23 protein-coding genes are annotated in these 21,548 nt (G+C 69.7%); 11 read left to right on the forward strand and 12 right to left on the reverse strand.

Going from position 1 to position 21,548, the window contains the following annotated elements; genetic code table 11:
- Positions 1–15: 15 nt before the first annotated feature.
- Both O5O46_RS17305 and O5O46_RS17310 read right to left on the reverse strand, forming a co-directional pair.
- Complete coding sequence (locus tag O5O46_RS17305; protein WP_269856333.1) at positions 16–1,512, reverse strand: DEAD/DEAH box helicase; 1,497 nt, start codon at positions 1,510–1,512, stop codon at positions 16–18.
- Positions 1,513–1,849: 337 nt separating this feature from the next.
- Positions 1,850–2,053, reverse strand: coding sequence for a cold-shock protein (locus O5O46_RS17310; RefSeq protein WP_037861485.1), 204 nt, complete (start codon positions 2,051–2,053; stop codon positions 1,850–1,852).
- A 1,067-nt stretch (positions 2,054–3,120) separates the two neighbouring features.
- Here O5O46_RS17310 and O5O46_RS17315 point away from each other — a divergent pair.
- The 3 genes from O5O46_RS17315 to O5O46_RS17325 all read left to right on the forward strand — a co-directional run bounded on the left by O5O46_RS17315 (position 3,121) and on the right by O5O46_RS17325 (position 4,345).
- Positions 3,121–3,465 (forward strand): MerR family transcriptional regulator, encoded by a 345-nt coding sequence (locus O5O46_RS17315; RefSeq protein ID WP_269856334.1) that lies wholly within the window; start codon positions 3,121–3,123, stop codon positions 3,463–3,465.
- A gap of 213 nt (positions 3,466–3,678) precedes the next feature.
- Positions 3,679–4,002, forward strand: a complete 324-nt coding sequence (locus tag O5O46_RS17320; protein ID WP_269856335.1) for an STAS domain-containing protein — start codon at positions 3,679–3,681, stop codon at positions 4,000–4,002.
- 139 nt (positions 4,003–4,141) lie between these two features.
- Positions 4,142–4,345, forward strand: coding sequence for a hypothetical protein (locus O5O46_RS17325; RefSeq protein ID WP_269856336.1), 204 nt, complete (start codon positions 4,142–4,144; stop codon positions 4,343–4,345).
- A gap of 59 nt (positions 4,346–4,404) precedes the next feature.
- On the opposite strand, the gene O5O46_RS17330 is transcribed toward O5O46_RS17325, so the two are convergent.
- From O5O46_RS17330 to O5O46_RS17350, 5 genes are all read right to left on the reverse strand, one after another.
- Positions 4,405–4,866 carry an SRPBCC family protein gene (locus O5O46_RS17330; protein ID WP_269856337.1) on the reverse strand — a complete coding sequence of 154 codons (462 nt, stop codon included), beginning with the start codon at positions 4,864–4,866 and terminating at the stop codon, positions 4,405–4,407.
- A gap of 864 nt (positions 4,867–5,730) precedes the next feature.
- Complete coding sequence (locus tag O5O46_RS17335) at positions 5,731–5,958, reverse strand: SPOR domain-containing protein (protein ID WP_269856338.1); 228 nt, start codon at positions 5,956–5,958, stop codon at positions 5,731–5,733.
- A gap of 412 nt (positions 5,959–6,370) precedes the next feature.
- Positions 6,371–7,150, reverse strand: a complete 780-nt coding sequence (locus tag O5O46_RS17340) for an SDR family oxidoreductase (RefSeq protein WP_269856339.1) — start codon at positions 7,148–7,150, stop codon at positions 6,371–6,373.
- A gap of 130 nt (positions 7,151–7,280) precedes the next feature.
- Positions 7,281–7,466 carry a hypothetical protein gene (locus tag O5O46_RS17345; protein WP_269856340.1) on the reverse strand — a complete coding sequence of 62 codons (186 nt, stop codon included), beginning with the start codon at positions 7,464–7,466 and terminating at the stop codon, positions 7,281–7,283.
- Positions 7,467–7,816: 350 nt separating this feature from the next.
- Positions 7,817–8,092 (reverse strand): helix-turn-helix domain-containing protein, encoded by a 276-nt coding sequence (locus O5O46_RS17350; protein WP_269856341.1) that lies wholly within the window; start codon positions 8,090–8,092, stop codon positions 7,817–7,819.
- Positions 8,093–8,153: 61 nt separating this feature from the next.
- Here O5O46_RS17350 and map point away from each other — a divergent pair, with 61 nt between their 5' ends.
- Entirely contained in the window at positions 8,154–8,921 is a 768-nt protein-coding gene (gene map, locus O5O46_RS17355) for a type I methionyl aminopeptidase (protein WP_269856342.1), read from the forward strand.
- Between the two features lie 296 nt (positions 8,922–9,217).
- Here map and O5O46_RS17360 read toward each other — a convergent pair whose 3' ends face one another.
- From O5O46_RS17360 to O5O46_RS17370, 3 genes are all read right to left on the reverse strand, one after another.
- Positions 9,218–9,373 carry a DUF6131 family protein gene (locus tag O5O46_RS17360; protein ID WP_269856343.1) on the reverse strand — a complete coding sequence of 52 codons (156 nt, stop codon included), beginning with the start codon at positions 9,371–9,373 and terminating at the stop codon, positions 9,218–9,220.
- A gap of 161 nt (positions 9,374–9,534) precedes the next feature.
- Positions 9,535–10,011, reverse strand: a complete 477-nt coding sequence (locus O5O46_RS17365) for a hypothetical protein (protein WP_269856344.1) — start codon at positions 10,009–10,011, stop codon at positions 9,535–9,537.
- Positions 10,012–10,039: 28 nt separating this feature from the next.
- Positions 10,040–10,597 (reverse strand): hypothetical protein, encoded by a 558-nt coding sequence (locus O5O46_RS17370; protein ID WP_269856345.1) that lies wholly within the window; start codon positions 10,595–10,597, stop codon positions 10,040–10,042.
- 552 nt (positions 10,598–11,149) lie between these two features.
- Between O5O46_RS17370 and O5O46_RS17375 the strand changes: the two genes are divergently transcribed.
- Together O5O46_RS17375 and O5O46_RS17380 are read left to right on the forward strand one after the other, a co-directional pair.
- Positions 11,150–11,809 (forward strand): hypothetical protein, encoded by a 660-nt coding sequence (locus tag O5O46_RS17375; RefSeq protein WP_269856346.1) that lies wholly within the window; start codon positions 11,150–11,152, stop codon positions 11,807–11,809.
- Between the two features lie 271 nt (positions 11,810–12,080).
- Positions 12,081–12,752, forward strand: a complete 672-nt coding sequence (locus O5O46_RS17380) for a Pr6Pr family membrane protein (RefSeq protein WP_269856347.1) — start codon at positions 12,081–12,083, stop codon at positions 12,750–12,752.
- Here O5O46_RS17380 and O5O46_RS17385 read toward each other — a convergent pair.
- Together O5O46_RS17385 and O5O46_RS17390 are read right to left on the reverse strand one after the other, a co-directional pair.
- Positions 12,727–13,428 carry a hypothetical protein gene (locus O5O46_RS17385; protein WP_269856348.1) on the reverse strand — a complete coding sequence of 234 codons (702 nt, stop codon included), beginning with the start codon at positions 13,426–13,428 and terminating at the stop codon, positions 12,727–12,729. The genes O5O46_RS17380 and O5O46_RS17385 overlap by 26 nt on opposite strands.
- Before the next feature lie 13 nt (positions 13,429–13,441).
- Complete coding sequence (locus O5O46_RS17390; protein WP_269856349.1) at positions 13,442–14,023, reverse strand: RNA polymerase sigma factor; 582 nt, start codon at positions 14,021–14,023, stop codon at positions 13,442–13,444.
- A gap of 200 nt (positions 14,024–14,223) precedes the next feature.
- Between O5O46_RS17390 and O5O46_RS17395 the strand changes: the two genes are divergently transcribed.
- The 5 genes from O5O46_RS17395 to O5O46_RS17415 all read left to right on the forward strand — a co-directional run bounded on the left by O5O46_RS17395 (position 14,224) and on the right by O5O46_RS17415 (position 21,427).
- Positions 14,224–15,051 (forward strand): SAM-dependent methyltransferase, encoded by an 828-nt coding sequence (locus O5O46_RS17395; protein WP_269856350.1) that lies wholly within the window; start codon positions 14,224–14,226, stop codon positions 15,049–15,051.
- A gap of 180 nt (positions 15,052–15,231) precedes the next feature.
- Positions 15,232–16,410 carry an acyl-CoA dehydrogenase family protein gene (locus O5O46_RS17400; RefSeq protein WP_269856351.1) on the forward strand — a complete coding sequence of 393 codons (1,179 nt, stop codon included), beginning with the start codon at positions 15,232–15,234 and terminating at the stop codon, positions 16,408–16,410.
- A gap of 156 nt (positions 16,411–16,566) precedes the next feature.
- On the forward strand, positions 16,567–18,717 hold the full coding sequence (locus O5O46_RS17405) for a serine/threonine-protein kinase (RefSeq protein ID WP_269856352.1): 2,151 nt from the start codon (positions 16,567–16,569) through the stop codon (positions 18,715–18,717).
- Between the two features lie 71 nt (positions 18,718–18,788).
- Complete coding sequence (locus O5O46_RS17410; protein ID WP_269856353.1) at positions 18,789–19,907, forward strand: NAD(P)H-dependent flavin oxidoreductase; 1,119 nt, start codon at positions 18,789–18,791, stop codon at positions 19,905–19,907.
- A complete protein-coding gene (locus O5O46_RS17415) occupies positions 19,904–21,427 on the forward strand; it encodes an acyl-CoA synthetase (RefSeq protein WP_269856354.1) in 1,524 nt (507 codons plus the stop codon). Before O5O46_RS17410 ends, O5O46_RS17415 begins: the two co-directional genes overlap by 4 nt.
- Positions 21,428–21,548: the final 121 nt, after the last annotated feature.

A 21,548-nucleotide genomic window follows, 5' to 3' on the forward strand; every position in this document is an offset into this window, starting at 1 on the left:
CTGATGACGAAAGTTCTAGGCTGCCGCGTCGGAGGCGGACCGCCGTACGGGCGAGCGCCGGGACGCCGAAGCGGGGCGGCCTCGGCCGCGTGAGGCGGCGCCGCGCTTCTTGGGACGTTCGGCCACCGGTGCGGCGATGACGACCGGGATGCCGGAGGGGGCCTGGGCTCCGGTGATGCGGTGCAGGACCTCTTCGCCGGAACGGACCTGGGTGGTCTGCGGGACGATGCCAGCCGCTGCCATGAGGCGGGTCATACCGCGCCGCTGGTTCGGGGTGACCAGGGTGACGACGCTGCCGGACTCGCCGGCGCGGGCCGTGCGGCCGCCGCGGTGGAGGTAGTCCTTGGCGTCAGTCGGTGGATCGACGTTGACGACGAGGTCGAGGCTGTCGACGTGGATCCCGCGCGCAGCGACGTTGGTCGCCACCAGCACGGTGACGTGCCCGGTCTTGAACTGCGCCAGCGTGCGGGTGCGCTGCGGCTGCGACTTCCCGCCGTGCAGGGCGGCGGCCCGCACCCCGCTGCTCAGGAGATGCTCAGTGAGGCGGTCGACGGCGTGTTTGGTGTCGAGGAACATGATCACGCGGCCGTCGCGCGCGGCGATCTCGGTGGTGGCCGCGTGCTTGTCGGCGTCATGGACGTGGAGCACATGGTGCTCCATCGTCGTGACCGCGCCAGCCGAGGGGTCGACGGAGTGCACGACGGGATCGCTGAGGTAGCGGCGCACGAGCAGGTCGACGTTGCGGTCGAGGGTGGCGGAGAAAAGCATGCGCTGCCCGTCGGGGCGGACCTGGTCGAGCAGCGCGGTGACCTGCGGCGTGAAGCCCATGTCAGCCATCTGGTCGGCCTCGTCGAGGACGGTGATGGCGACCTGGTCCAACTGGCAGTCAGCGCGGTCGATAAGGTCCTTCAGACGCCCGGGCGTGGCGACGACGACCTCCGCGCCGCCGCGCAGCACGCCCGCTTGCTTGCCGATCGACACCCCGCCCACGACCGTGGCCAGCCGCAGCTTCACGGAGCGGGCGTACGGAGCGAGCGCGTCAGTGACCTGCTGCGCCAGCTCACGCGTCGGTACGAGGATCAGCCCCAGCGGCTGCCTGGCCTCGGCACGCTGCCCGGCGGTGCGGGCCAGGAGCGCCAGCCCGAAGGCGAGGGTCTTGCCGGAGCCGGTGCGCCCGCGGCCCAGGACGTCGCGGCCGGCTAGGGAGTTCGGCAGCGTCGCGGCCTGGATCGGGAACGGCACGGTCACGCCCTGCCAGCCGAGCGCGGCCAGCAGTTCCCTGGGCATGTCGAGATCGGCGAAGCCCTCCACAGCGGGAAGCGCGGGGGTGATCGTCCTGGGGAGTGCGAACTCACCGTGCACTGCGGCGCGTCGGCGGCTGTAATCGCCGGAACGCGCCTGTCCGCCGGAGCGACTGGAGGCCGACGAGCCCAATCGGCTGCCGCTCCTTCCGGAGCCAGCACTGCTGGTACGGGTGCGGGCGAAGCGGTTGTTCGCGCGTGTGCGGTTCATGCGGAACCTTCCTCGATGCGGCACGTATAAAGGAATTCCCGCAGCGATGATCCGTGCGGAGAATTGCAAGAATGGGCCGAATGGAACGAGAGAGAGAATCTGGTCGCGTGCAGTCTGTGCAGGCGCCGGTATCGAGAAGGGCGACCGCGATGTGGATGCAGTATTCGGAGCCTCGGCCGCGGCGCGGCCAGTACGTGCACCTGCGTCCCTGATCCCAGTACGGCGAGTACGGATTCCTCGGGGTTTCCCCAGTTGAAACCGTCACCGTGAGGGGTATGCGGCTGGGGCCCGCACCCCGAAGGATGCGGGCCCCAGCTACGAGTGCGCGTCAGTCGCGTCAGGCAGGAACGATGTTCTCGGCCGTCGGGCCCTTCTGGCCCTGCGCGATGTCGAAGTTCACCTTCTGGCCTTCGAGCAGCTCGCGGAAGCCCTGGGCGGCGATGTTCGAGTAGTGGGCGAACACGTCAGCGCCGCCACCCTCCTGCTCGATAAAGCCGAAACCCTTTTCCGCGTTGAACCACTTCACGGTGCCAGTAGCCATGTCATTTCTCCTTCGGGGCAGTGCACCGGTATCCGCACCGTGCGGACGCCGTGTCGCCGCGATGATTACCCCGCCCGGAGAAGACCGGAATTACAAAAGTACTTCCAGTGGCACGGAAGCCGACCGGAACGCACGAAGTTTCGGGAACCACAACCGCAACCGGGATCGACAGTAGCACGTCGCAACGGCCTGTGCGTGTTGAATAATTCCACTTCGGTCCTTGCGGCAATAAATCTGGGTGGAGGTCGCGTTGAACTCTCACTCCGCGGGCACAGATATTGATGCCGTCTGAGCGCAGTATTGCGGGAAGTGCGTTGCTGCGCTCCGGCGCGGTCTTGCTGAGACAGAACCACCGGCGAACAACGCCTCCAGGCCACCGCGAACGTCGCGCTGCCGACGCACCATCGCGGCCTGGGCCCGCCACAACACGACCAGCCTCCGACGACCGCCCACCCGGGTTGAGGTCGCTGACGGCGACGGTCACCGCCTCGACGGCGGCGGCGAGTTCGAGGGGCGCGCCGCCCCCCGCTCTGGATCGGTTGTGCCCCCAGGCCCAGCGTGTGCCCCGCCGGGCCGGGCTTCGCCCCCGGGAAGCACTACTTCCGAGGGCAGCGGCGACAGAAGTCCACGCATCGGTAGTGGAGAAAAACTGTCACGGCGACAGTAGACATTGCCCCGTCGCAGGGTTACTGTTTAGTCGTACCCAGGAAGTCGAGAGGGCACGGCAGACACGAACTGCCGTGCAAGCAGGTCAAGTAGGACGTCCCCACGGGGACCGCAAGCAGTACCCGCGGTATCCAGCAGTACATCCAAGTAACCGAAGGTAAGGAGCAGAACGCCATCAGGATCGCCCGGGCGAGGAAGCCAGTCCGCCCGGGTACCGCAGGCCCCGGATTGGAAGGTGGTCCCCGGTCACGCATCCGCGATCCCCGCAGTCCCGCCCTCCCAGGCGGAACCTGCGGACAAAGAAGGCCGGCACAGATAGCCGGTAGATGGTGTTGAAAGCTCGGGGCCCGGGTGCCAGACGGCACCCGGGCCCCCCGACGCGTCCCCGAAAGAAGAGGTCTATGCCCCCTGCCAGTTCCCGAGCCGTCGACAACCTCGACGACGACGACTACCCCGCCTACACCATGGGGCGGGCCGCCGAGATGCTCGGCACCACCCCCGCCTTCCTCCGCGCCCTTGGCGAACACCGCCTGATCACCCCCCTGCGCTCGGAAGGCGGCCACCGCCGCTACTCCCGCTACCAGCTGCGCATCGCCTCACGCGCCCGCGAGCTCGTCGACCAGGGCACCCCAATAGAGGCCGCCTGCCGCATCATCATTCTCGAAGACCAGCTCGAAGAAGCCCAGCGCATCAACCAGCAACTGCGCACAGCAGGCCGCCAGTCGCCGCCGAAGACCTCAGCCTGATCAGAACGCCGGCCCCGAGGTGAACCGACCGCCCTGACGCCCGGCCCGCCGCGATAGTGACCGGAGCATCCAAGCCCCGCTGCCGCGCGGGCCCTGCCGGACCGGCTGCCGGGCCCGCTCGGTCCGCGCCCACGGGCTTGACGTGGGTGGACACTGCGGCTGGTACCGGCGTTTCCTGGAGAGAAGGCGCACCGCACCTGTGAGGGAGCGCGCGTGCTCGACGCATTCCGCGTCGAGGTCCAGGATTCTGGGCCCGACGACTGCCAGGTGTTCGTGACCGGGGAACTGGACATCGCCACCGCCCCGGATCTGCGCATGACCTTGTACTCGGCGGTTACCACGTACCGGCGGATCAGCGTCGATCTGTCGAACCTGCAGTTTTGCGACTGCGCCGGGCTCAATGCCTTGATCGGCGCGGTTCGCCGCGCTCAGGCCCACGGCTGCGACCTGCGCCTTCGCGCCGTTCCGCAGGTCCTTGCCCGACTTCTCCGGCTGACCCACACGCGCGGCGCCTTCACCCTCGAAACGAACCCTTGACCAGTCGCCGAGGAACACGAGCCCGCCCGTGCCCATCTCCCTTCCGGGGCGATTCACGGCTGCCAGCGGGCCGCCTACCAGGCCCGCTGGACCGCCGCGCCAGCCTGCGACGGCCACCCGCTGGGCGCACGATGGGTCCATGGAGAACGCGCCTCTCGTGGTGCACCCGCTCCAGGACGCCGGGCGGCTGATGACGATCCTCAACGAGCCCGTCGGAGTCGCCCGGTCGCTGCGTGATGTCGAGGACGTCCTACAGCGGGCCGGGCTCAACCCGGACGAGATCGCCATGGATGACCCGGACCTGATCGAATGGCGCGGCGGCGGACCCGACGTGTGGGCGTAGAGAAGCCCCGACCAGCGCCTGAGCCGCTCGATGCCGGTAGCTGAACGACCGCACGCGGTTTATTCCCCTGGCCGGATCCGGCCTCGCCAGGCTCCCGTCTCGCCACCGCGGTGCTCGATGTACTCCTTGAAGCGCCGCATGTCGCCCTTGACGCGCCGGTCGATGGTGCCGGTCAGGTCGGCGGCCTTCTCCGCGGCCCCGCTCGGCTCGACGTCCATCACCAACTCCACGCGCGTGTGCACCTCGTCCACGGGCTGGAAGCGCACCATGCCCTTCTGCTGGGTGTCGCCGCCGACCGTTCGCCAGGTGATCCGCTCGTCGGGGAGCTGGTCGACGATTTCGGTGTCGAACTCCCGCCGTACGCCACCGATCTTGGTGGTCCAGTGATTGTGGCGGTCGTCGACCTGCCGGACCTCCTCGACGCCTTCCATGAAGTTCGGGAACTCCTCGAACTGCGTCCACTGGTTGTAGGCGGTGTGGAGGGGCACGTCGACCTCTACCGACTCTTTCACCGTGGTCATCAGGGGCTCCTCACTGTCGTCCCGGCAGCGCGGCGGTGCGGCCGCCGCACTGGACACACACTGGTGCGGGTACCCGTTCACGCTCGTTTATGCGCGAGATCCGACAGGCGATCAGGTGACCCGGAGGACGGTGCGGACGGCTTCCGCGACCGGCGGAGCGAAGGCGCCCAGGAGGTGCGGGATAAGCGACGGCGAGACTGGCTGTGTCAGTCGAAGGCACTCTCGACAGTTCCTCGGCGTCGGCCGCCGCACAGGCCATCTCGAAGTTGCGCTCCATGCTCGAACGCAGCCAGACCGACACGCCCACAGGGCGGGCCGTTGTCAGCCCCGTCGCCTCAGTCAGCTTCTCCTGCGTGAGCAGTCCTCGATGCTCACGCAGCACCCGCACGATGCGGCCCGCCCGCCCCTACGCGCTCGGCCGCCCGCGCGGGTCAGCCGAGCGGACGACCGCCTGACAGCGGGAAGCACAATCCGGCCGCCAGCCGGACCCGCAGGGAAGCCAAGACCTCCTGAGAGGTCATGTCACCCTGATTGGCCGACCGTCACCGCGGTCCGTCCCCGGATCCCACCGTGAGAGGTGTCCGGTGATTTTCGGGCGCAGCCACAACCGGACGGCAGCAGCGGTCACGGTGCCTGGTAGACATACGCCCGCTTGTCAAAGCGCGTGATCGTCACATACTTGATCCACTCTCGCTCCTTCTAGGAGACGTCTCACCCATCCGGTCGATTGCTGGTGGCGCCACCAACCGGGACATTGGAATGGCCATCGAGGTAGGCATGGCACGGGGTGGCGGGGTCTTCCCCGCCGCCCCTCCTCCTGCACAGCCGACAGAGGGCCGACACCGTAGACGGGTGTCGGCCTCGCTATGCGCAGGAGCCGACCCCGGACGAGGGCACCTGGAGGCGGTCGATCTTCTCGATCGCGTAGAGCTGCGTATCGCCGCACGCTTCGAGCGCCTTGCGAACTTGCTCAGCCTCCCCATGGGTTGCATACCGGCCCACGCGGTAGCCGCTGCCGTTGCTCTCCTGCCGGATGAGGGCCCACCTCAGTTCTAACCATCCGCTGCTATCCGAGGACGAGGCGATTCGCATATGCCGGAGGGTACGCCGCGGCAGGGTCCTCGTTGCCATCTGCGGAACCAATCCCCTCGATCCGGTGGACTGTTGGCGAAGCAGACCTTGCCCGCACGCCCCGCCGGACACGGGCGGGTGGAGTAAGTGCGGTGCATGGCGCGGACGTTGCTGACCGTGGTGGACGAACGGCCAGGCCGTCCAAGCGCCGGGGCAGCCAGGTGCGCTCGGTCGGTGTCTTGACGATCCATGACATGCCACGGGCCGCCGACTGAAGCGGACGTCAAAGTCGACGATGGGCGGTGAGTTGACGCGCCAGCGGGCTGACGCCAGCGCGGCGCAAGAGCCCCTCGACATCGCCCAGCGACTTCGCGACGTCGACCAGCTCCCTGGTGGGGCGCCGCCCCGCCGCCCCGGTACTTTCCCCGGGCGATCACCCGGCCGTGATCGGACCGAGGTAGGTGCCACCGGAGACGTCGATGATCTGGCCGGTCACCCAGCGGCCCTGCGGACCCGCCAGGAAGCCCACCACGTCCGCGATGTCCTCCGGCTCGCCGAGCCGTCCGAGCGCGGTGAGCGACTCCAGTCCGGCCACCGCCTCGGGAACGTTGGTGTAGCCGGCGGTCATGTCGGTCCGGACCACTCCGGGGTTGACCGTGTTCACGGTGATCCCGCGCCGACCGAGCTCGTTGGCGAGCGATGCGCCAAGAGCCGCCAGCGCCGTCTTGGTGACGGTGTAGCCGATCTGGCGCGGGTCCGCGATCCGGGTGGCCGCCGAGGCCATGTTGACGATCCGCCCGCCGTCCCGCAGTAGTGGCAGCGCCCGCTGGATCACAAAGATCGGCGTGCTCACGTTGACCGCGAGCAATCGTTCGAACTCCTCCTCGGTTAGCTGTCCGATCGAACTTGCCGAGTGGATGCCCGCGTTGTTGACCAGGATGTCCAGGCCGTCCGCGCCGTGGCTCCCCAGCCCAGCGGTGAGCCCCTCGAACAACCGGTCCACAGCACCGCTCTCGCCGAACCTGGCCTGCACCGCGAACGCCCGGCCGCCGACCTTGGCGATCAGCGCCACGGTCTCCTCGGCGGCGGCGTCGTTGCCGCCGTAGTGGACCACGACCAGCGCCCCCTCGGCGGCGAGCCGCAGGGCGACCGCGCGCCCGATCCCACGCGAGCCGCCCGTCACCAGTGCGGTTCTGCCGTCCAGTTCCCCCACGATCGCCTCTCCCCTCGTGTTGCCCCGGTCGATTCCGGACTGATCTCGAGTAGATCCGAAGTTCCGCCCTTGCCAAAGGGATGGAGGTGTCCAAAATCAGTTTGTGGCGGCCAACCCGTAGTACGCGGACTCATCCGCCACCGTGCCGGTGCTGTACCCCGGCGACAGCCGCGGCCACGTTGGGCACCGACTGCTGGACGCATAGGGTGTCGCTGGCGCGCTCGGCTTGTGCGGCACGCGCGCCCGAACCGACGATCGAGAACGCTGCGAACTCCGCTGCCCAAGCACGCTTGCTGCTGTTGACCAAAGCAGTCATCCCCCTGTCCTGACGCGATTCCCACACCGGGCAGCTCCCCGGTGGTGCAGCGTCAGGAGCCCCACAGCCTAGGAAATCAGCCGAACCAGCTTCCACGGGTTTCACAGGTACGGCCGAAACCCATCGCCGCCCAGTAGCGCGCAACCGCCCCGCCGAGCCCAATATCACCGCCACAACGCACAGCGCGCGGTCATCAGCCTCATCTGGGTGGCACAGGCGGGCGGCGGGTGGGTCGCGATGCAGGTCCAACTGCCCGATCTTCGCGGGGGAGGCGACGGTGGCCGCGAGGCCCGGCCACCGGTCCAGCACCGTGCCGCCAGCAGCCGGGCCCCGAACCCGGTTCCTGGCGGTTACGCCGACATGGTCTGGTCGCCGCCTTCGGCGTCTTCCGCGCAGGCGGCGGCGAGGTCGTCCAGGGACAGGTTCAGTGCGTGGGCCAGGGCTGCCACGGTGAAGAAGGCCGGGGTCGGGGCCCGGCCAGTTTCGATCTTGCGGAGGGTTTCAGCGGATACCCCGGCGGCTGCTGCCACGTCGACCATGCTGCGGTCACCGCGTGCCTGGCGAAGCAGGAGCCCGAAGCGCTCTCCGCGTTGCCGCTCCTGCGGACTCAAGGGAACTCTCACCATGCCTGTGATACTAATACCGGTATAAGTATTGGATAGCGTCGCATGGCAGGGAGTCACCAACATGGTGGAGATCAAGACCGACACGGCACTGGAGGCGATGCGAGAAGCTGGACGCGTCGTGGCCCACGCACTCGCGGCCGCCCGCGCGGCGGCAGCTGTGGGAGTTCGCCTGCGCGAGCTCGACGAAGCCGCTCGCGCCGTTCTCGCCAAGGCCGGAGCACGTTCTCCGTTCCTGGGCTACAAGCCCTCCTTCGCCCCGATCCCCTTCCCCGCCGTGATCTGCGCGTCCGTCAACGACGCCGTCTCGCACGGCATCCCCGACGACTACTGCCTGCGCGACGGCGACCTGGTCAGCATCGACTGCGGAGCCGAACTCGACGGCTGGACCGGCGACGCCGCGATCAGCTTCGCCGTCGGCACCCCTCGCCCCGCCGACCTCGAACTCATCGCCGCCACCCAGCAGGCCCTGGACGCCGGCATCGCAGCCGCCACCGTCGGCCACCGGATCGGCGACATCTCCCATGCCATCAGTACGGTCGCCCGCAAGGCCGACTGCGGCATGCCGGCCGACTTCGGCGGCCACGGCATCGGCCGCCAGATGCACGAAGACCCCCATGTCCCCAACCATGGACGTCCCGGCCGCGGCTTCCCCCTGCGCCACGGCCTCGCCCTCGCCATCGAACCCATGCTCATGGCCGGAGGGCGCAACGACTACTACACCGATTCCGACGGATGGACCCTGCGCACGATCGACGGCAGCCGAGCCGCCCACATCGAACACACCATCGCCATCACCGAGGACGGCCCCCGCATCCTCACCCTGCCCTGACCTCGGATCCTGTCCCGCCCGGCAGCCAGACGCATCAGCCAAACCCTTGAACGCGGAGCGGACGGCGCGTGGGCGCGGGGTGGTTGACCGTCCCGAACCAATCACCCCGAGATCGGCCGTGCCCCTTCATGCCGACAGCCGCCGTATCGCTCACCTTGAACGCCTGGGAGCGCCGGCTTGTTCTCTATAACGGGCACCCGCTGGAAATCGACTTCGGCCCACTTCGGCAGCGTCACCGGATGTCGCGCCTGGGCGCGTCCTCCCTACGTCGCTCGACGACCGCTCGTGCTCCTTCGCTACCAGTAGTGCCGTCGGCCGCCGATAGCGTGCCCAACGGATCCCAGGAGCCAAAGGATCGCCCCGATCACCACAAGGATGATCCCGATCGTCCACAGAATGGCGATCTTGAGCAAGAATCCAACGATGAGGCAAATGATGCCGAGGATGATCACAGCAACCTCCGACCTCTCGGACAAGCCCTTTATCCCACGATGATCCCGCGGACTTTCACCGGCAACCTTCGCCAGGTGGCACCCGCTCCGGCCGCGCCCGAACGAGCGCTGTCAGAGGGCGGCCACGTGCACCGCGGCCGGAGGCGCCGACCATCATTCCGCTACGTGCCGAGGAGGCGGTTGAAGAACGCACGGTAATGCCGCAGGGCAAGGCGTAGGTCTTCCGTGCCCACCTCTCCGCCTCGGTGCCACTGCTCCTCCAGACCCTCCTTGTGTTTGGCGAAGCGCGCGGCGAGCGTTCGCATGACATCGGCGACCAGCCCGTCGGCCGCGTGTACGGCGTCACGCGGGTCGTCGACGAAGTCCCCCTGGATTTTCTGCCAGCGGTCGCGGAATTCCTCCGCGTCCTCGCCGGTGAGCAGCGCAGGGGTTTCCTCCTCTGCTGCGGTAGTGGTCTCCGCCTCTTCGTTTTCGGTGCGTCCTGCCTCCTCCGTTTCGGCGGTCCCCGGCGTCGCTCCCGTGCTTTCGCCAGGAAGCGTGGGAGCCTCCGCCTCGGTCTCATCGCCTCCCGCTGGGGCGCGGACAAGATCCTCGGTCGACAGTTCGCCGCCGGACTCGGATGGTCCTTCGCGCTGCATGCCTTCTCCTCCTTCCCGTTGTGATCACTCAGGCTCGGGCGTGCCGGGTCTGGCCGCCGTCGGAGAGCAGTTCGTCGAAGAGGGCGCGGTAGTGCACCATGGCGCTACGCAACTGCTCGGTGGTCGCCTGGTGCCGAGTACTGAGTTCGTCGACCTTGTGGGCGGCTCGGTAGTGCTCAAGCGTCTGGCTGTGCTCTACGGAGAGGTCTTTGAGTTGTTGCTCGAAGTCTTCGGTGGGGTAGCCGCGCTCATGCATCAGCGAGGTCACGAGGCGATCGGCGTCATGCACGGCGTTTTCGGGCCGGTCGACGAACTCTTCCTGGACGCTGCCCCATTCTCGCGCGTAGCGGTCCCGGACGTCGCTCGGCAATGGCTTGATGTCCAATGCGTCGTGGCGCTTTTCACGTGCGCTGAGTTCGCGCTCTGCCGCCATGCGGCTGTCGGCCCTTTCAACCGTCCGGTCGTACTCCGGGCCGAAGCGCTCGCGTAGACGGCGGCGGCGTAGGGCGAGTGATGAGGCCACCGCGATCAAGGCGATCACCACCACAACGGGGATGATGATCGCTAGAAGCGTCCCTGTCGACATCAGGTCAACCCCTTGCTCTACATAACATCCAATAAGCCGTTTACCCGTATTAATTGCCTGGAAACGACCAACGTAAGGCCGCCGAGCTGACCGAGCCGTCGGCGCGGCCGCAATTTCGTTACGGATCTTGGAGGGGATTCCATGTGGCCCGGCTGAGGTGCGCCCCGCCGCGCCCCCGCCAGGGTCTCTCGCGCGATGGTCATAACCGATCGTCCCCCACAGCGGGTGCACGCAGCAGCGTTGTCGGCCTGGTGCCCCGGGTGGGGACGTGGGCTCCGGCTTGTTGATCGAGACAGGGATCTTCGGGCGGGGGAACACAGAACGTGGTGCCCCGTTGCCGGGTGTGCTCAGGTGGGGCTGGGTGGCAATGCTCCGGTGTCGATTGTCGTGACGTGTATGGCGTTACGCCACGGGGCTGTAACAGGCGCTGACTTGGACTGTTGTACATGCCAAAGTCATTGCAGCCGCTGGTGGTTGCGTCCGCCCAGGGGCTAAATCGGAGTCATCGCCACCGGATGCGGGGCGACATCGTCGAAGTGAAAGAGGGACACCATGCGTACCAGGGCTGCTCGTTGGGGCCTGTCGACTGCCGTGCTCGTCGCCGCAGGTCTGGCACTGACCGCGTGCGGACCCAACGACGCGACCTCCGCCGCTGGATCCTCCACCAGTTCGTCCGCCCCCACGAGTTCCGCACAGCCCGGCACCCAATCCACCGCCAAGGGCAGCCAAGGCTCCGCCCACGGCACGCCGTCGGGCACTCCCAAGAAGCATGGGGTGCGCTGCACCGACCAGATCAACTACGCGGGAGACCCGCGGTCCAACGCCGAAATCAACAGCATCGGCGAGCAGACCGGCTACTGCCCGCCGGTGTCCGCCTCCGGCGGGAGCGGCGTCGCCAACGCGGGTGACCACCGCACGGTCGTCGGTAGGCTGGGGTACCTCGCGCCCGGCAAGCTGATAGTCAAGCCCCAGGGCGGCGGCACGGAGCAGGCATTCCTGGTCTCCAACGCCACGCAGATCCTCGGCGCGGCCGCGATCTGCTCCGACAACACCGAAGGCCGTGTGACCATCGGCCACGACGGCTACGGCACCTCGAAGTGCACCGTGGACCAGCTGGAGACGGCTGCGAAGACCAACAGCGTGACTGTCCGCGTCACCATGAACCCCAAGTCCGGCGGTGCCGAGACGGTCGAGGAGAAGTACCACCCGTAAGCCCCCGGCACGCCGTGCCGTGCGCGCCCGCTGGACCTTTCCCCGACCTGCCGGGAGCCGGGGGAGCCGTCCTGGGTGAGCGATGTTCAGCGCGCAGCGCCGCCGTAGGCGATCTTGGCAACTCGGCGCGGGCCGCCCACTCCATGAGCGGGCGGCCAGGACGCGCTGATGGCGGCCCGAAGGGGGGGTGGTCAGGGAGCCCTCACGCGCGGCGGCGATTCGATGCCGCATGACCCTCGATTCGTACTACCCGTTGTAGTAGCGTGCGCTCATGTCGGCCATGACGCGGGGCCTTGGGGCAGCCAGGGTGGCGTTCGCGCTGCTCGCGGTGAGCGCGCTCGCCGTGACGTTCGACCAGGCGTTGCACATCGGTGAGGGTGCGGCCAACTGGTTCTCCTACTTCACCAACCTGTCCAACCTCTTCGGTGCCGCGGTGCTGTTGGTCGGCGGCCTGGCGCTGTTGACCGGCCGCGGCCCGATCGGTGACGCGTGGCGGGGTGCCGCGGCGCTGTACCTGGCGGTGACGGGGATCGTCTACTGGACGCTGCTGGCCGGCCAGGAACGCGGCGATGTGATCGTCTGGGCCAATGTCGTGGTGCACGCCGTGATGCCGGTGGCGGCGCTGACCGACTGGCTGGCGGGGCCTCCCGCCCGTCCGATCCGCTGGGTGCGCGGACTGCCCTGGCTCGCCTTCCCGTTGGCCTACCTCGCCTACTCGCTGTTGCGCGGTCCGTTCGCGCACTGGTACCCGTACGACTTCCTGGACCCGCGCCAGCCGGGCGGCTACCTGCATGTGACGACCTGGGCGTTGGCCGTCACGGCGGCGTTCGTCTTCCTCATGTCCCTGATCGTCGGTCTGGGCAACCGCCTCACGGGACCTGGCCCGATGCCTGTCGAGGAACTGGTGAGCGGCACCCTCACGCCGATCGATCCCCGGCCGTAGGCGAGGCGAGTCGGCCGCACAGGGTGGGGCCGGGGCGGGGGATGCGACCGAAGTCGCCCTCGGCGCAGTCGGCCTGGAGGCGGGCGATGGCGCCGCGCAGCGCCGCGGGCAGTCGCGGGGTGAGGCCGCGGTGCCACTGCACCAGTAGGTCGCGGCAAGCCGACTCCGACAGCGGCAGCGGCCCGTTGGCCCGCGCGGGTTCGCGGTTGGGCTGGGCCGCGCCCGGCGGCCGGGTGGCCTGCCCGCGCCAGTGGTCGGCGTCGCGGAACTCGCCGCGGCGGCGGTGGTCGAGGAAGAGGCAGTAGGCCGCGGTACGGCTGCCGCCGCCGGCCGCGAACCGCCACCAGAACTCGGCCGCCTCACCGTGCCCGGCCAGGTGCAGCAGGGCGGCGAAGACCAGGGCGCCCTCCGGGTCGATCCGGTCGTGGTCGACCAGCCGGTCCAAACTGGCCGCCGCTTCCGGTGCGTTGAGCACCAGCGCGCAGGCCAGGTCGAGTTCGTGCCGGGCCTGCTCGTGCGCGGTGGGGCACGGCGCGGCGCCCGCGGTGGTGCTGCCCAGGCTGCGGGCCACCGCCTCCCGGGCGGCGACCGGATCGTAGTCCTCGTACTCGTGCGCCAGCACCTCGGCCGTGCCGAGCAGCGCCTCTATGCTGTCGCCGTCGCGGCGTGGACGCATCCGTCCGGCCCCCTCACTCCCGCCACGGAATCCCTAGCCGTGCGGCCAGTTTCCTCCTCGCGATGCTCACATGCGACCGTACGGTGCTCTCCTCCACGCCCAACAGCGCGGCGATGAACGGGTCGTCGTAACCCAGTGCGAAGCGCAGCACGATCACGTCGCACTGCCGCTCGGGTAACTCGGCGATGGCCGAGTACAGTCCGATCCTGCTCTCCAGGACCGCGAACTGCTCCTGGGCCTCGCGCAGTGCCCGGGAGACGGCGTCGAAGGCGGCGGTCTCGGTGAGCGCCACCGGGCGGTCGTGTGCGCTGAGCCAGTTCGCCACGTGTTCCTTCAGCACGGTCCAGGCGTAGAACGGCACCGACTCCTGGCGCAGCACATGCGGCCACGACGTGGCGAGTTGGCGCGATATGGCGCCCTCTATGCGCAGGGCGGCGGCCCGGCTTCCGGTGTGCAGATGGGCGTAGCGCAGCCACAGCAGGTGGTGGGTGTCGTGGAAGGCCTCGAAGGTGAGGGCGAGGCGGCGCACGGGCTGCCGCAGCGGAGGGCCGGACGGGCCGTCGGGCGCGGATGGGTGCGGGGGATTGGTGTTCACACGGTCCTCTGCTGGATTTCACGACCGCGCCCGTGGCTGACGGACGGCGGCGTCGGAGCGGGGGCGTTGTGCCCTCGCCTGTCAGCGAATCGGACAAACGGCCCTGGTGTGTAACGCGGCCCCGTAAAAATCTTCCGCAGCGTAATGGTATGACTACTGCAACTCCGGGTTCCCATCGGTCCGGCACGGGGAGGGTGGTCATGGACGAGTACGAACACGGCGCGTCCGGCGTGGACCTGCGGCTGGACCGGGCGCATTCGGCGCGCATCTACGACTACTTCCTGGGCGGCAGGACCAACTTCGCCGCCGACCGGGAGGCCGCGGCGAAGGTCCTCGGCGTCTTCCCCGCGGCCCAGCTCGCCGCCCGGGTGAACCGCGAGTTCATGCACCGCGCCACCCGTGCCCTGGCCCGTGCCGGAACGCGTCAGTGGCTGGACATCGGCACCGGCATCCCGACCTCGCCCAACCTGCACGAGGTCGCTCAGGAGGTCGCGCCCGAGGCGCGGGCCGTCTACACCGACAACGACCCGATCGTCCTCGCCCATGCCGCCGCGCTGCTGCGCAGCCATCCCGAGGGCCGTACGGCCTATGTGCAGGCCGATGTCACGGATCCGGCGGCGGTGCTGTCGGCGCCGGAACTCCTCGGCACCCTGGACCTGTCGCGACCGGTGGTGCTCAGCCTGAACGCCCTGCTGCACTTCGTCGACGACGAGCGGGGCGGCGGAGCGCACGCCGTCGTCGAGCACTTCAAGCGGGCGCTGCCGCCCGGCAGCGTACTGGCCGTCACGCACGCCACGGCGGACTTCGCCCCCGAGGCGCTGGCCGAGGTGACCGCCATCTACCGTGCGGCGGGCACCCCGGTACGGCTGCGCGACCGGGCGGAGTTCGCACGGTTCTTCGACGGCTGGGAGCTGTTGGAGCCGGGCATCACCCTCTCCCACCGGTGGCGCCCCGACGACCCGCGCGATGTCGCGGCGGTCAGCGCGGCCGAGGCGTCCTGCTACGCCGCGGTGGCCCGCAAGCCATAGCGCCTGTCCCGCGGATCCCGCGTCGTGGGCCGCGGCAGCGGCCAGTCCACCGGGCCGCGTAATCCACCCGGCAGGCGCCAAGTCGCCCTCGCCGTGCGCCCCTTCCAGGTTTCTGCAACGCGTTCTACTCTGTGCGCCGACACCGCGGGACCGCCGGGACACCAGACCTCAGGAGGGGCCGTGCACCTGGACTACACCCCCGAGCAGCAGCGCCTGCGCGACGAACTGCGCGCTTACTTCGGCACGTTGGTGCCCGACAACGCCTACGCCCGACACCGCGACCCGGCGGGCCAGAAGACCTTCTACCGGGAGACCGTCCGCCGCCTCGGCGCGGACGGCTGGCTGGGCGTGGGCTGGCCCGTGGAGTACGGCGGGCGCGGTCTGACCCCCATGGAGCAGTTCGTCTTCTTCGACGAGGCCGCGCAAGCCGGCGTGCCGCTGCCACTGATGGCGCTCAACACCGTGGGACCGACGATCATGCAGTTCGGCACGGACGAACAGAAGGCGTACTTCCTGCCGAAGATCCTCTCCGGGGAGATCGACTTCGCCATCGGCTACAGCGAACCCGACGCCGGGACCGACCTGGCCTCGCTCAGGACCCGCGCCGTTCGCGACGGCGACGGCTACCTGGTCAACGGCCAGAAGATCTGGACCACCAACGGCGACACCGCCGACTGGGTGTGGCTCGCCGTGCGCACCGCCCCGGACGCCCCGCCGCACCAGGGCATCAGCATCCTGCTCGTGCCGACCAGCGACCCCGGCTACTCCTGCACCGTCATCCACACCCTCGCCGGGCACGACACCACCGCCAGCTACTACGAGAACGTCCGGGTGCCCGTCACCCGCCGGGTCGGCGAGGAGAACAAGGGCTGGCGGCTGATCACCACCCAGCTCAACCACGAACGCGTCACCCTCGCCGCACACGGCACGATGGCCATCCGCGCGCTGCACGACGTACGGCGCTGGGCCGCCCTGACCAAGCTCGGCGACGGCCGCCGGGTCATCGACCTCGGCTGGGTGCGCGCCCGGCTGGCCCGCGCACACGCCAGGCTGGACGCGATGAAGCTGCTCAACTGGCAGATGGTGGACGCCCTCCAGCGCGGCACGCTCACCCCGCAGGACGCCTCCGCGGTCAAGGTCTACGGCTCGGAGGCACGACGCGACGCCTACGCCTGGTTGATGGAAGTGGCCGCGGCGGCGGGCCCGTTGAAGGAGGGCTCCGCCGGGGCGCTGCTGCACGGGGAGTTGGAGCGAGGCTACCGAAGTGCGGTGATCTTCACGTTCGGCGGCGGTAACAACGAGATCCAGCGGGAGATCATCTCGTGGATCGGCCTGGGCATGCCGAGGGTCCGCCGCTGACCGGCCTTTCCCCAACGCCGCTCCCGCGAAACACGCGCTGCGCGGAGGCGGATGCGCGAACCCGGCCGTGATGCGCCGTGCCGTACCCTGCACGGCGCGGCCATACTGGAAAACGCCGGGTGACAGAAGCGAAACAACGGGGGGCGGCGGCTTGCGATGGGGGAGAACAGGCTGATTCGGGAGCGATACCGGCTGATCGAACTGATCGGTCGCGGTGGCATGGGCGAGGTGTGGCGCGCCGAGGACGAGGCGCTGGGCCGCAAGGTCGCCGTCAAGTGCCTCAAGCCGATGAAGAGCTCAAGCGATCCCGCGCACACACGGGCGATGGAACTGCGGTTCCGCCGCGAGGCGCGGGTCGCCGCCTCGCTGCAACACCGCGGCATCACCGTGGTGCACGACTTCGGCGAGGACGACGGGGTGCTCTACCTCGTGATGGAACTGCTGGACGGCCGCAACCTGCTGCAACTACTGGAGGACGGACAGCGCATCCCGCTTCCGGTGCCCGACCTGCTGGACATCGCCGAGCAGGTCGCCGCGGCGCTGGCGTACACCCACGCCCAGGGGGTGGTGCACCGGGACCTGAAACCGGCCAACATCATCCGCGTGCCCGACGGCACCGTGAAGATCTGCGACTTCGGCATCGCCCGGCTCGGCCATGACATCGGCTTCACCTCCCGGCTGACCGGCACCGGCATGGCGATGGGCACCCCCCACTACATGTCGCCGGAGCAGATCGCCGGGGGCGAGATAGACCACCGCAGCGACCTGTACTCGTTCGGCTGCGTGCTCTACGAACTGGCCACCGGTGCCCCGCCGTTCGACATGGACGACGCCTGGGCGGTGCTGGTACGGCACCGGGACACCGCGCCGGAGCCGCCGCGCGAGCACCGCCCCGAACTGCCCGAGGCGCTGGAGCGGCTGGTCCTCGACCTGCTCGGCAAGGAGCCGGACGACCGCCCGCAGGACGCCCAGGTGATCGGCAAGCGGCTGGCCGCCATCCAGGCCAGTGCGGAACGCGCGGGCGAACTGCCCTTCTGGGCCCGGGCACTGACTCTCGGCCCGCTGGCGGTCGGCCGCCGCGCGCTCCGGCCGGACGCCGGGGGCGGCATACCCGCCGGGGCCTGGTACAACGCGGCCTGGGCGGCCCGGCCGCGGCACACCGTGGATCCCGAGCTGCTGTCCGTGCTGGCCAGTCGGTACAACGCGGCCCTCAGCCTGGGCAGGCTCGGCCGCTGGGCCGAGGCGGTGGAGGTGCACCGCGCCGTCGCCCAGGCCCGCGAGGACGCGCTGGGCGCCGAGCACCCCGAGACCCTGGCCAGCCGCTACGAACTGGGCTTCGCCCTCAGCCGACTGGGCCACGCGCAGGAGGCGCTGGCCGAGTACGAGCAGGTGGTCGCGGCCCGCAGCCGGACGCTGGGCGCCGACCATCCGCAGACGCTCGCCGCCCGGCAGGAGACCGCGTTCGCCCTCGGCAGGCTCGGCCGCCACGAGGACGCCCACCGGGTCTACACCGACGTGCTGGCCGCCCGGCAGCGCACCATGGGCGCCGACCACCCCGACACCCTGCGCTGCCGGCACAACCTCGCCTTCAACCTCGGTCGGCTCGGACGGCTCCAGGAGTCCTACGAGACGGCCCGCGAGGTGGCCGCGGCCCGGGCCCGGACGCTGGGCGCCAGTCACCCGGACACCCTGGTCACCCGCTTCGAAGTCGCCTACACACTCGGCCAGTTGGGCCACTGGGAGGACGCGCTCGCCGAATACCGGGACGTGGCCGCGGCCCGCTCCGGCAGCCTCGGCCCCGACCATCCGGACACCCTGGCCGCCCGCTACGAGGTCGGCATCTGCCTGGGCCGGCTCGGGCGCAGCGAGGAGGCGCTCAAGCTCTACCGGGAGCTGGCCGCGGTGCGCGCCCGGGTCCAGGGAGCCGACCACCCGGAGACGCTGCGGGCCCGGCACGGCATGGGCGTCAACCTCGGCAGGCTCGGGCGCTGGAAGGAGGCGCTCGCCGAGGCGCGCCAGGTGTACGGGATCCGTGCCAGGGCGCTGGGCGCCGAGCACCCCGACACGCTGGTCAGCAGGCGCGAAGTGGCCGTTGCCCTGGGCTGGTTGGGCCGCTGGGACGAGGCCCTGAGCCTCTACCGCGCCGTCGCCGAGGGGCGGGAGCGGGCGCTCGGACCCAACCATCCGGACACCCTGACCAGTCGCAACGACGAGGCGCACTGCCTGGAGCAACTCGGCCGTGGCGCCGAGGCGGTGGACCTGTACCGGAGGGTGGCGGCGATCCGCCGGGAGTACGCCCGGTCCTGATCCCGAGCAAAACTGACGTTACGTCAGAAAATCTCTTCCCCTCGTCGGCGGCGTGCGGCATCCTGCCCCTCATGGAGACGGAGCTGAGCCAGCGGCTGGGCATCGAGCACCCCATCTTCGGCTTCACGCCGTTCCCCGCGGTCGCCGCGGCCATCAGCAAGGCGGGTGGGCTCGGCGTACTGGGCGCGGTGCGCTACGGGGCCGTCGACGACCTCGCCCGCGACCTGGACTGGCTGGACGCGCACACCGGAGGCCGACCGTACGGGCTCGACGTGGTGATGCCCGCCAAGAAGGTCGACGGCGTCTCCGTCGCCGACATCGAGGCGATGATCCCCGAAGGGCACCGGCAGTTCGTCAGGGACACCCTCGCCCAGCACGCCGTGCCCGAACTGCCACCCGGTGAGGAGTCCGGCTGGCGGATCACCGGCTGGATGGAGCAGGTCGCCCGCTCCCAGCTCGATGTCGCCTTCGACCACCCGGTCAAGCTGTTCGCCAACGCCCTGGGCTCACCGCCACCCGACGTCACCCAACGCGCCCACGACAACGGCGCGTTGGTGGCCGCGCTGGCCGGCAGCGCCCGGCACGCCCGACGCCACCAGGAGGCGGGCATCGACATCGTCGTCGCCCAGGGCTACGAGGCGGGGGGCCACACCGGCGAGATCACCACCATGGTGCTCACCCCGGAGGTGGTCGCCGCGGTGGCCCCGCTGCCGGTGCTGGCCGCCGGGGGCATCGGCAGTGGAGAGCAGATCGCCGCCGGGCTGGCGCTCGGCGCACAGGGCGTCTGGCTCGGCTCGATCTGGCTCACCACCCGTGAGGCCGAGCTGAACTCCCCAGCGCTGACCCGCAGGTTGCTCGCCGCCGGATCCGGCGACACCGTCCGCTCCCGCGCCCTGACCGGCAAGCCCGCCCGCCAGTTGCGCACCCGCTGGACCGAGGCATGGGACGACCCGGCGAGCCCGGACCCACTGCCGATGCCGCTCCAGGGGCTGCTGGTCGCCGAGGCGGTCTCCCGCATCCAGAAGTACGAGGTCGAACCACTGCTCGGCACTCCCGTCGGCCAGATCGTCGGCCGACTCAACTCCGAACGACCGGTCCAGGCCGTCTTCGACGACCTGGTCCGCGGCTTCGAGCGGGCCATCACCCGTGTCAACCGGATCGCCGGACGCGAAGGAGGTCGTCCCCGATGACCACGACCGTCAACGGATTCTGGGCGCAGGCCGCGCAGAACCCCGACCGGACCATGCTGGTCGCACCGGACGGCGAGCGGTGGAGCGCGAAGCGGCTGCATGCCACCGCCAACCAACTCGTCCACGGCCTTCGGGCCGCCGGGCTCGGACCCGGCGACGCCTTCGCCGTCGTACTGCCGAACGGCGTCGAGTTCTTCACCGCCTATCTCGCCGCCGCGCAGGCCGGTTTCTATCTCGTACCGGTCAACCACCATCTCGTCGGCCCGGAAATCGCCTGGATCGTCGCGGACTCCGGGGCCAAGGCGCTGATCGCGCACGAGCGGTACGCGCCGCAGGCGCGGGCCGCCGCGGAGGAGGCGGCGCTTCCGGCGAGCCACCGCTTCGCGGTGGGCGACGCGCCGGGGTTCCGGCCGTACTCCGCGCTGCTCGACGGGCAGCCCTCGGAGCCGCCGCGGGACCGCACCTCCGGTGGGGTGATGAACTACACCTCGGGAACCACCGGAAAGCCGCGCGGCATTCGGCGCCCACTGTCCGGAAAGCCTCCGGAGGAAACCCATCTCGGCGGATTCCTCGGCTTCTTCGGCATCAAGCCGTTCGACGACAACGTGCATCTGGTGTGCTCGCCTCTTTACCACACGGCGGTGCTCCAGTTCGCCGCGGCGGCACTGCACATCGGGCATCCCGTGGTGCTGATGGACAAGTGGACGCCCGAGGAAATGCTGCGGGTGATCGACACGTACGCGTGCACGCACACGCATATGGTGCCGACGCAGTTCCATCGCCTGCTGGCGCTGCCCGGCGAGGTCAAGGGGCGGTACGACGTGTCCTCCATGCGGCACGCCATCCACGGCGCCGCGCCGTGCCCCGAGCACATCAAGCGGGCGATGCTGGAGTGGTGGGGGCCGTGCGTGGAGGAGTACTACGCCGCGAGCGAGGGCGGCGGGACCTTCGCTCCCGCCGCCGAGTGGCTGAAGAAACCGGGCACCGTCGGGCGCCCCTGGCCGATCAGCGAGATCGCCATCTTCGACGACGCGGGGAACCGGCTGCCGCCGGGGGAGTTGGGGACGGTGTACATGTCGATGACCACCGGTGGGTTCCGCTACCACAAGGACGAGGACAAGACCCGGAAGAACCGCATAGGAGACTTCTTCACGGTGGGCGACCTCGGGTTCCTCGACGCGGACGGTTATCTGTATCTGCGTGATCGGAAGATCGACCTCATCATCTCGGGTGGGGTCAACATCTATCCGGCGGAGGTGGAGGCGGCCCTCCTGACCCACCCCGCGGTGGCGGACGCGGCGGTGTTCGGCGTGCCGCACGAGGACTGGGGGGAGGAGGTCAAGGCGGTGGTCGAACCGGCTCCGGGGCGGGATGCGGGGCCGGAGCTGGCGGAGGAGATCCTGGCGCACTGCGGGCGGGTGCTGGCCAGGTACAAGTGCCCGAGGTCTGTTGACTTCATCGCGGAGATGCCGCGGGATCCCAACGGGAAGCTCTACAAGCGGCGGTTGCGGGCCCTCTGACGTCCGGCGCGTTGCCGGAGGGGGTGCGGGCGGGGGCGGGGGCGAAGGGGTGGGGGTCCTGGACCGTATATTTACGGGCCGGTTGCCCCCTGTGTTGGGTGCGGCGGAAGTTCGGCCCGCA

The sequence above is a fragment of the Streptomyces sp. RPT161 genome (assembly GCF_027533845.1).
Classification (GTDB): domain Bacteria; phylum Actinomycetota; class Actinomycetes; order Streptomycetales; family Streptomycetaceae; genus Streptantibioticus_A; species Streptantibioticus_A silvisoli_A.

Bases quoted from the DNA above. Each gene is read 5' to 3' on its own strand.
- O5O46_RS17305 (WP_269856333.1), bottom strand. From the start codon at position 1,512: ATGAACCGCACACGCGCGAACAACCGCTTCGCCCGCACCCGTACCAGC.
- O5O46_RS17310 (WP_037861485.1), bottom strand. From the start codon at position 2,053: ATGGCTACTGGCACCGTGAAGTGGTTCAACGCGGAAAAGGGTTTCGGC.
- O5O46_RS17315 (WP_269856334.1), top strand. From the start codon at position 3,121: ATGCCCCCTGCCAGTTCCCGAGCCGTCGACAACCTCGACGACGACGAC.
- O5O46_RS17325 (WP_269856336.1), top strand. From the start codon at position 4,142: ATGGAGAACGCGCCTCTCGTGGTGCACCCGCTCCAGGACGCCGGGCGG.
- O5O46_RS17330 (WP_269856337.1), bottom strand. From the start codon at position 4,866: ATGACCACGGTGAAAGAGTCGGTAGAGGTCGACGTGCCCCTCCACACC.
- O5O46_RS17335 (WP_269856338.1), bottom strand. From the start codon at position 5,958: ATGCGAATCGCCTCGTCCTCGGATAGCAGCGGATGGTTAGAACTGAGG.
- O5O46_RS17345 (WP_269856340.1), bottom strand. From the start codon at position 7,466: ATGACTGCTTTGGTCAACAGCAGCAAGCGTGCTTGGGCAGCGGAGTTC.
- O5O46_RS17350 (WP_269856341.1), bottom strand. From the start codon at position 8,092: ATGGTGAGAGTTCCCTTGAGTCCGCAGGAGCGGCAACGCGGAGAGCGC.
- map (WP_269856342.1), top strand. From the start codon at position 8,154: ATGGTGGAGATCAAGACCGACACGGCACTGGAGGCGATGCGAGAAGCT.
- O5O46_RS17365 (WP_269856344.1), bottom strand. From the start codon at position 10,011: ATGCAGCGCGAAGGACCATCCGAGTCCGGCGGCGAACTGTCGACCGAG.
- O5O46_RS17370 (WP_269856345.1), bottom strand. From the start codon at position 10,597: ATGTCGACAGGGACGCTTCTAGCGATCATCATCCCCGTTGTGGTGGTG.
- O5O46_RS17375 (WP_269856346.1), top strand. From the start codon at position 11,150: ATGCGTACCAGGGCTGCTCGTTGGGGCCTGTCGACTGCCGTGCTCGTC.
- O5O46_RS17380 (WP_269856347.1), top strand. From the start codon at position 12,081: ATGTCGGCCATGACGCGGGGCCTTGGGGCAGCCAGGGTGGCGTTCGCG.
- O5O46_RS17385 (WP_269856348.1), bottom strand. From the start codon at position 13,428: ATGCGTCCACGCCGCGACGGCGACAGCATAGAGGCGCTGCTCGGCACG.
- O5O46_RS17395 (WP_269856350.1), top strand. From the start codon at position 14,224: ATGGACGAGTACGAACACGGCGCGTCCGGCGTGGACCTGCGGCTGGAC.
- O5O46_RS17405 (WP_269856352.1), top strand. From the start codon at position 16,567: ATGGGGGAGAACAGGCTGATTCGGGAGCGATACCGGCTGATCGAACTG.
- O5O46_RS17410 (WP_269856353.1), top strand. From the start codon at position 18,789: ATGGAGACGGAGCTGAGCCAGCGGCTGGGCATCGAGCACCCCATCTTC.
- O5O46_RS17415 (WP_269856354.1), top strand. From the start codon at position 19,904: ATGACCACGACCGTCAACGGATTCTGGGCGCAGGCCGCGCAGAACCCC.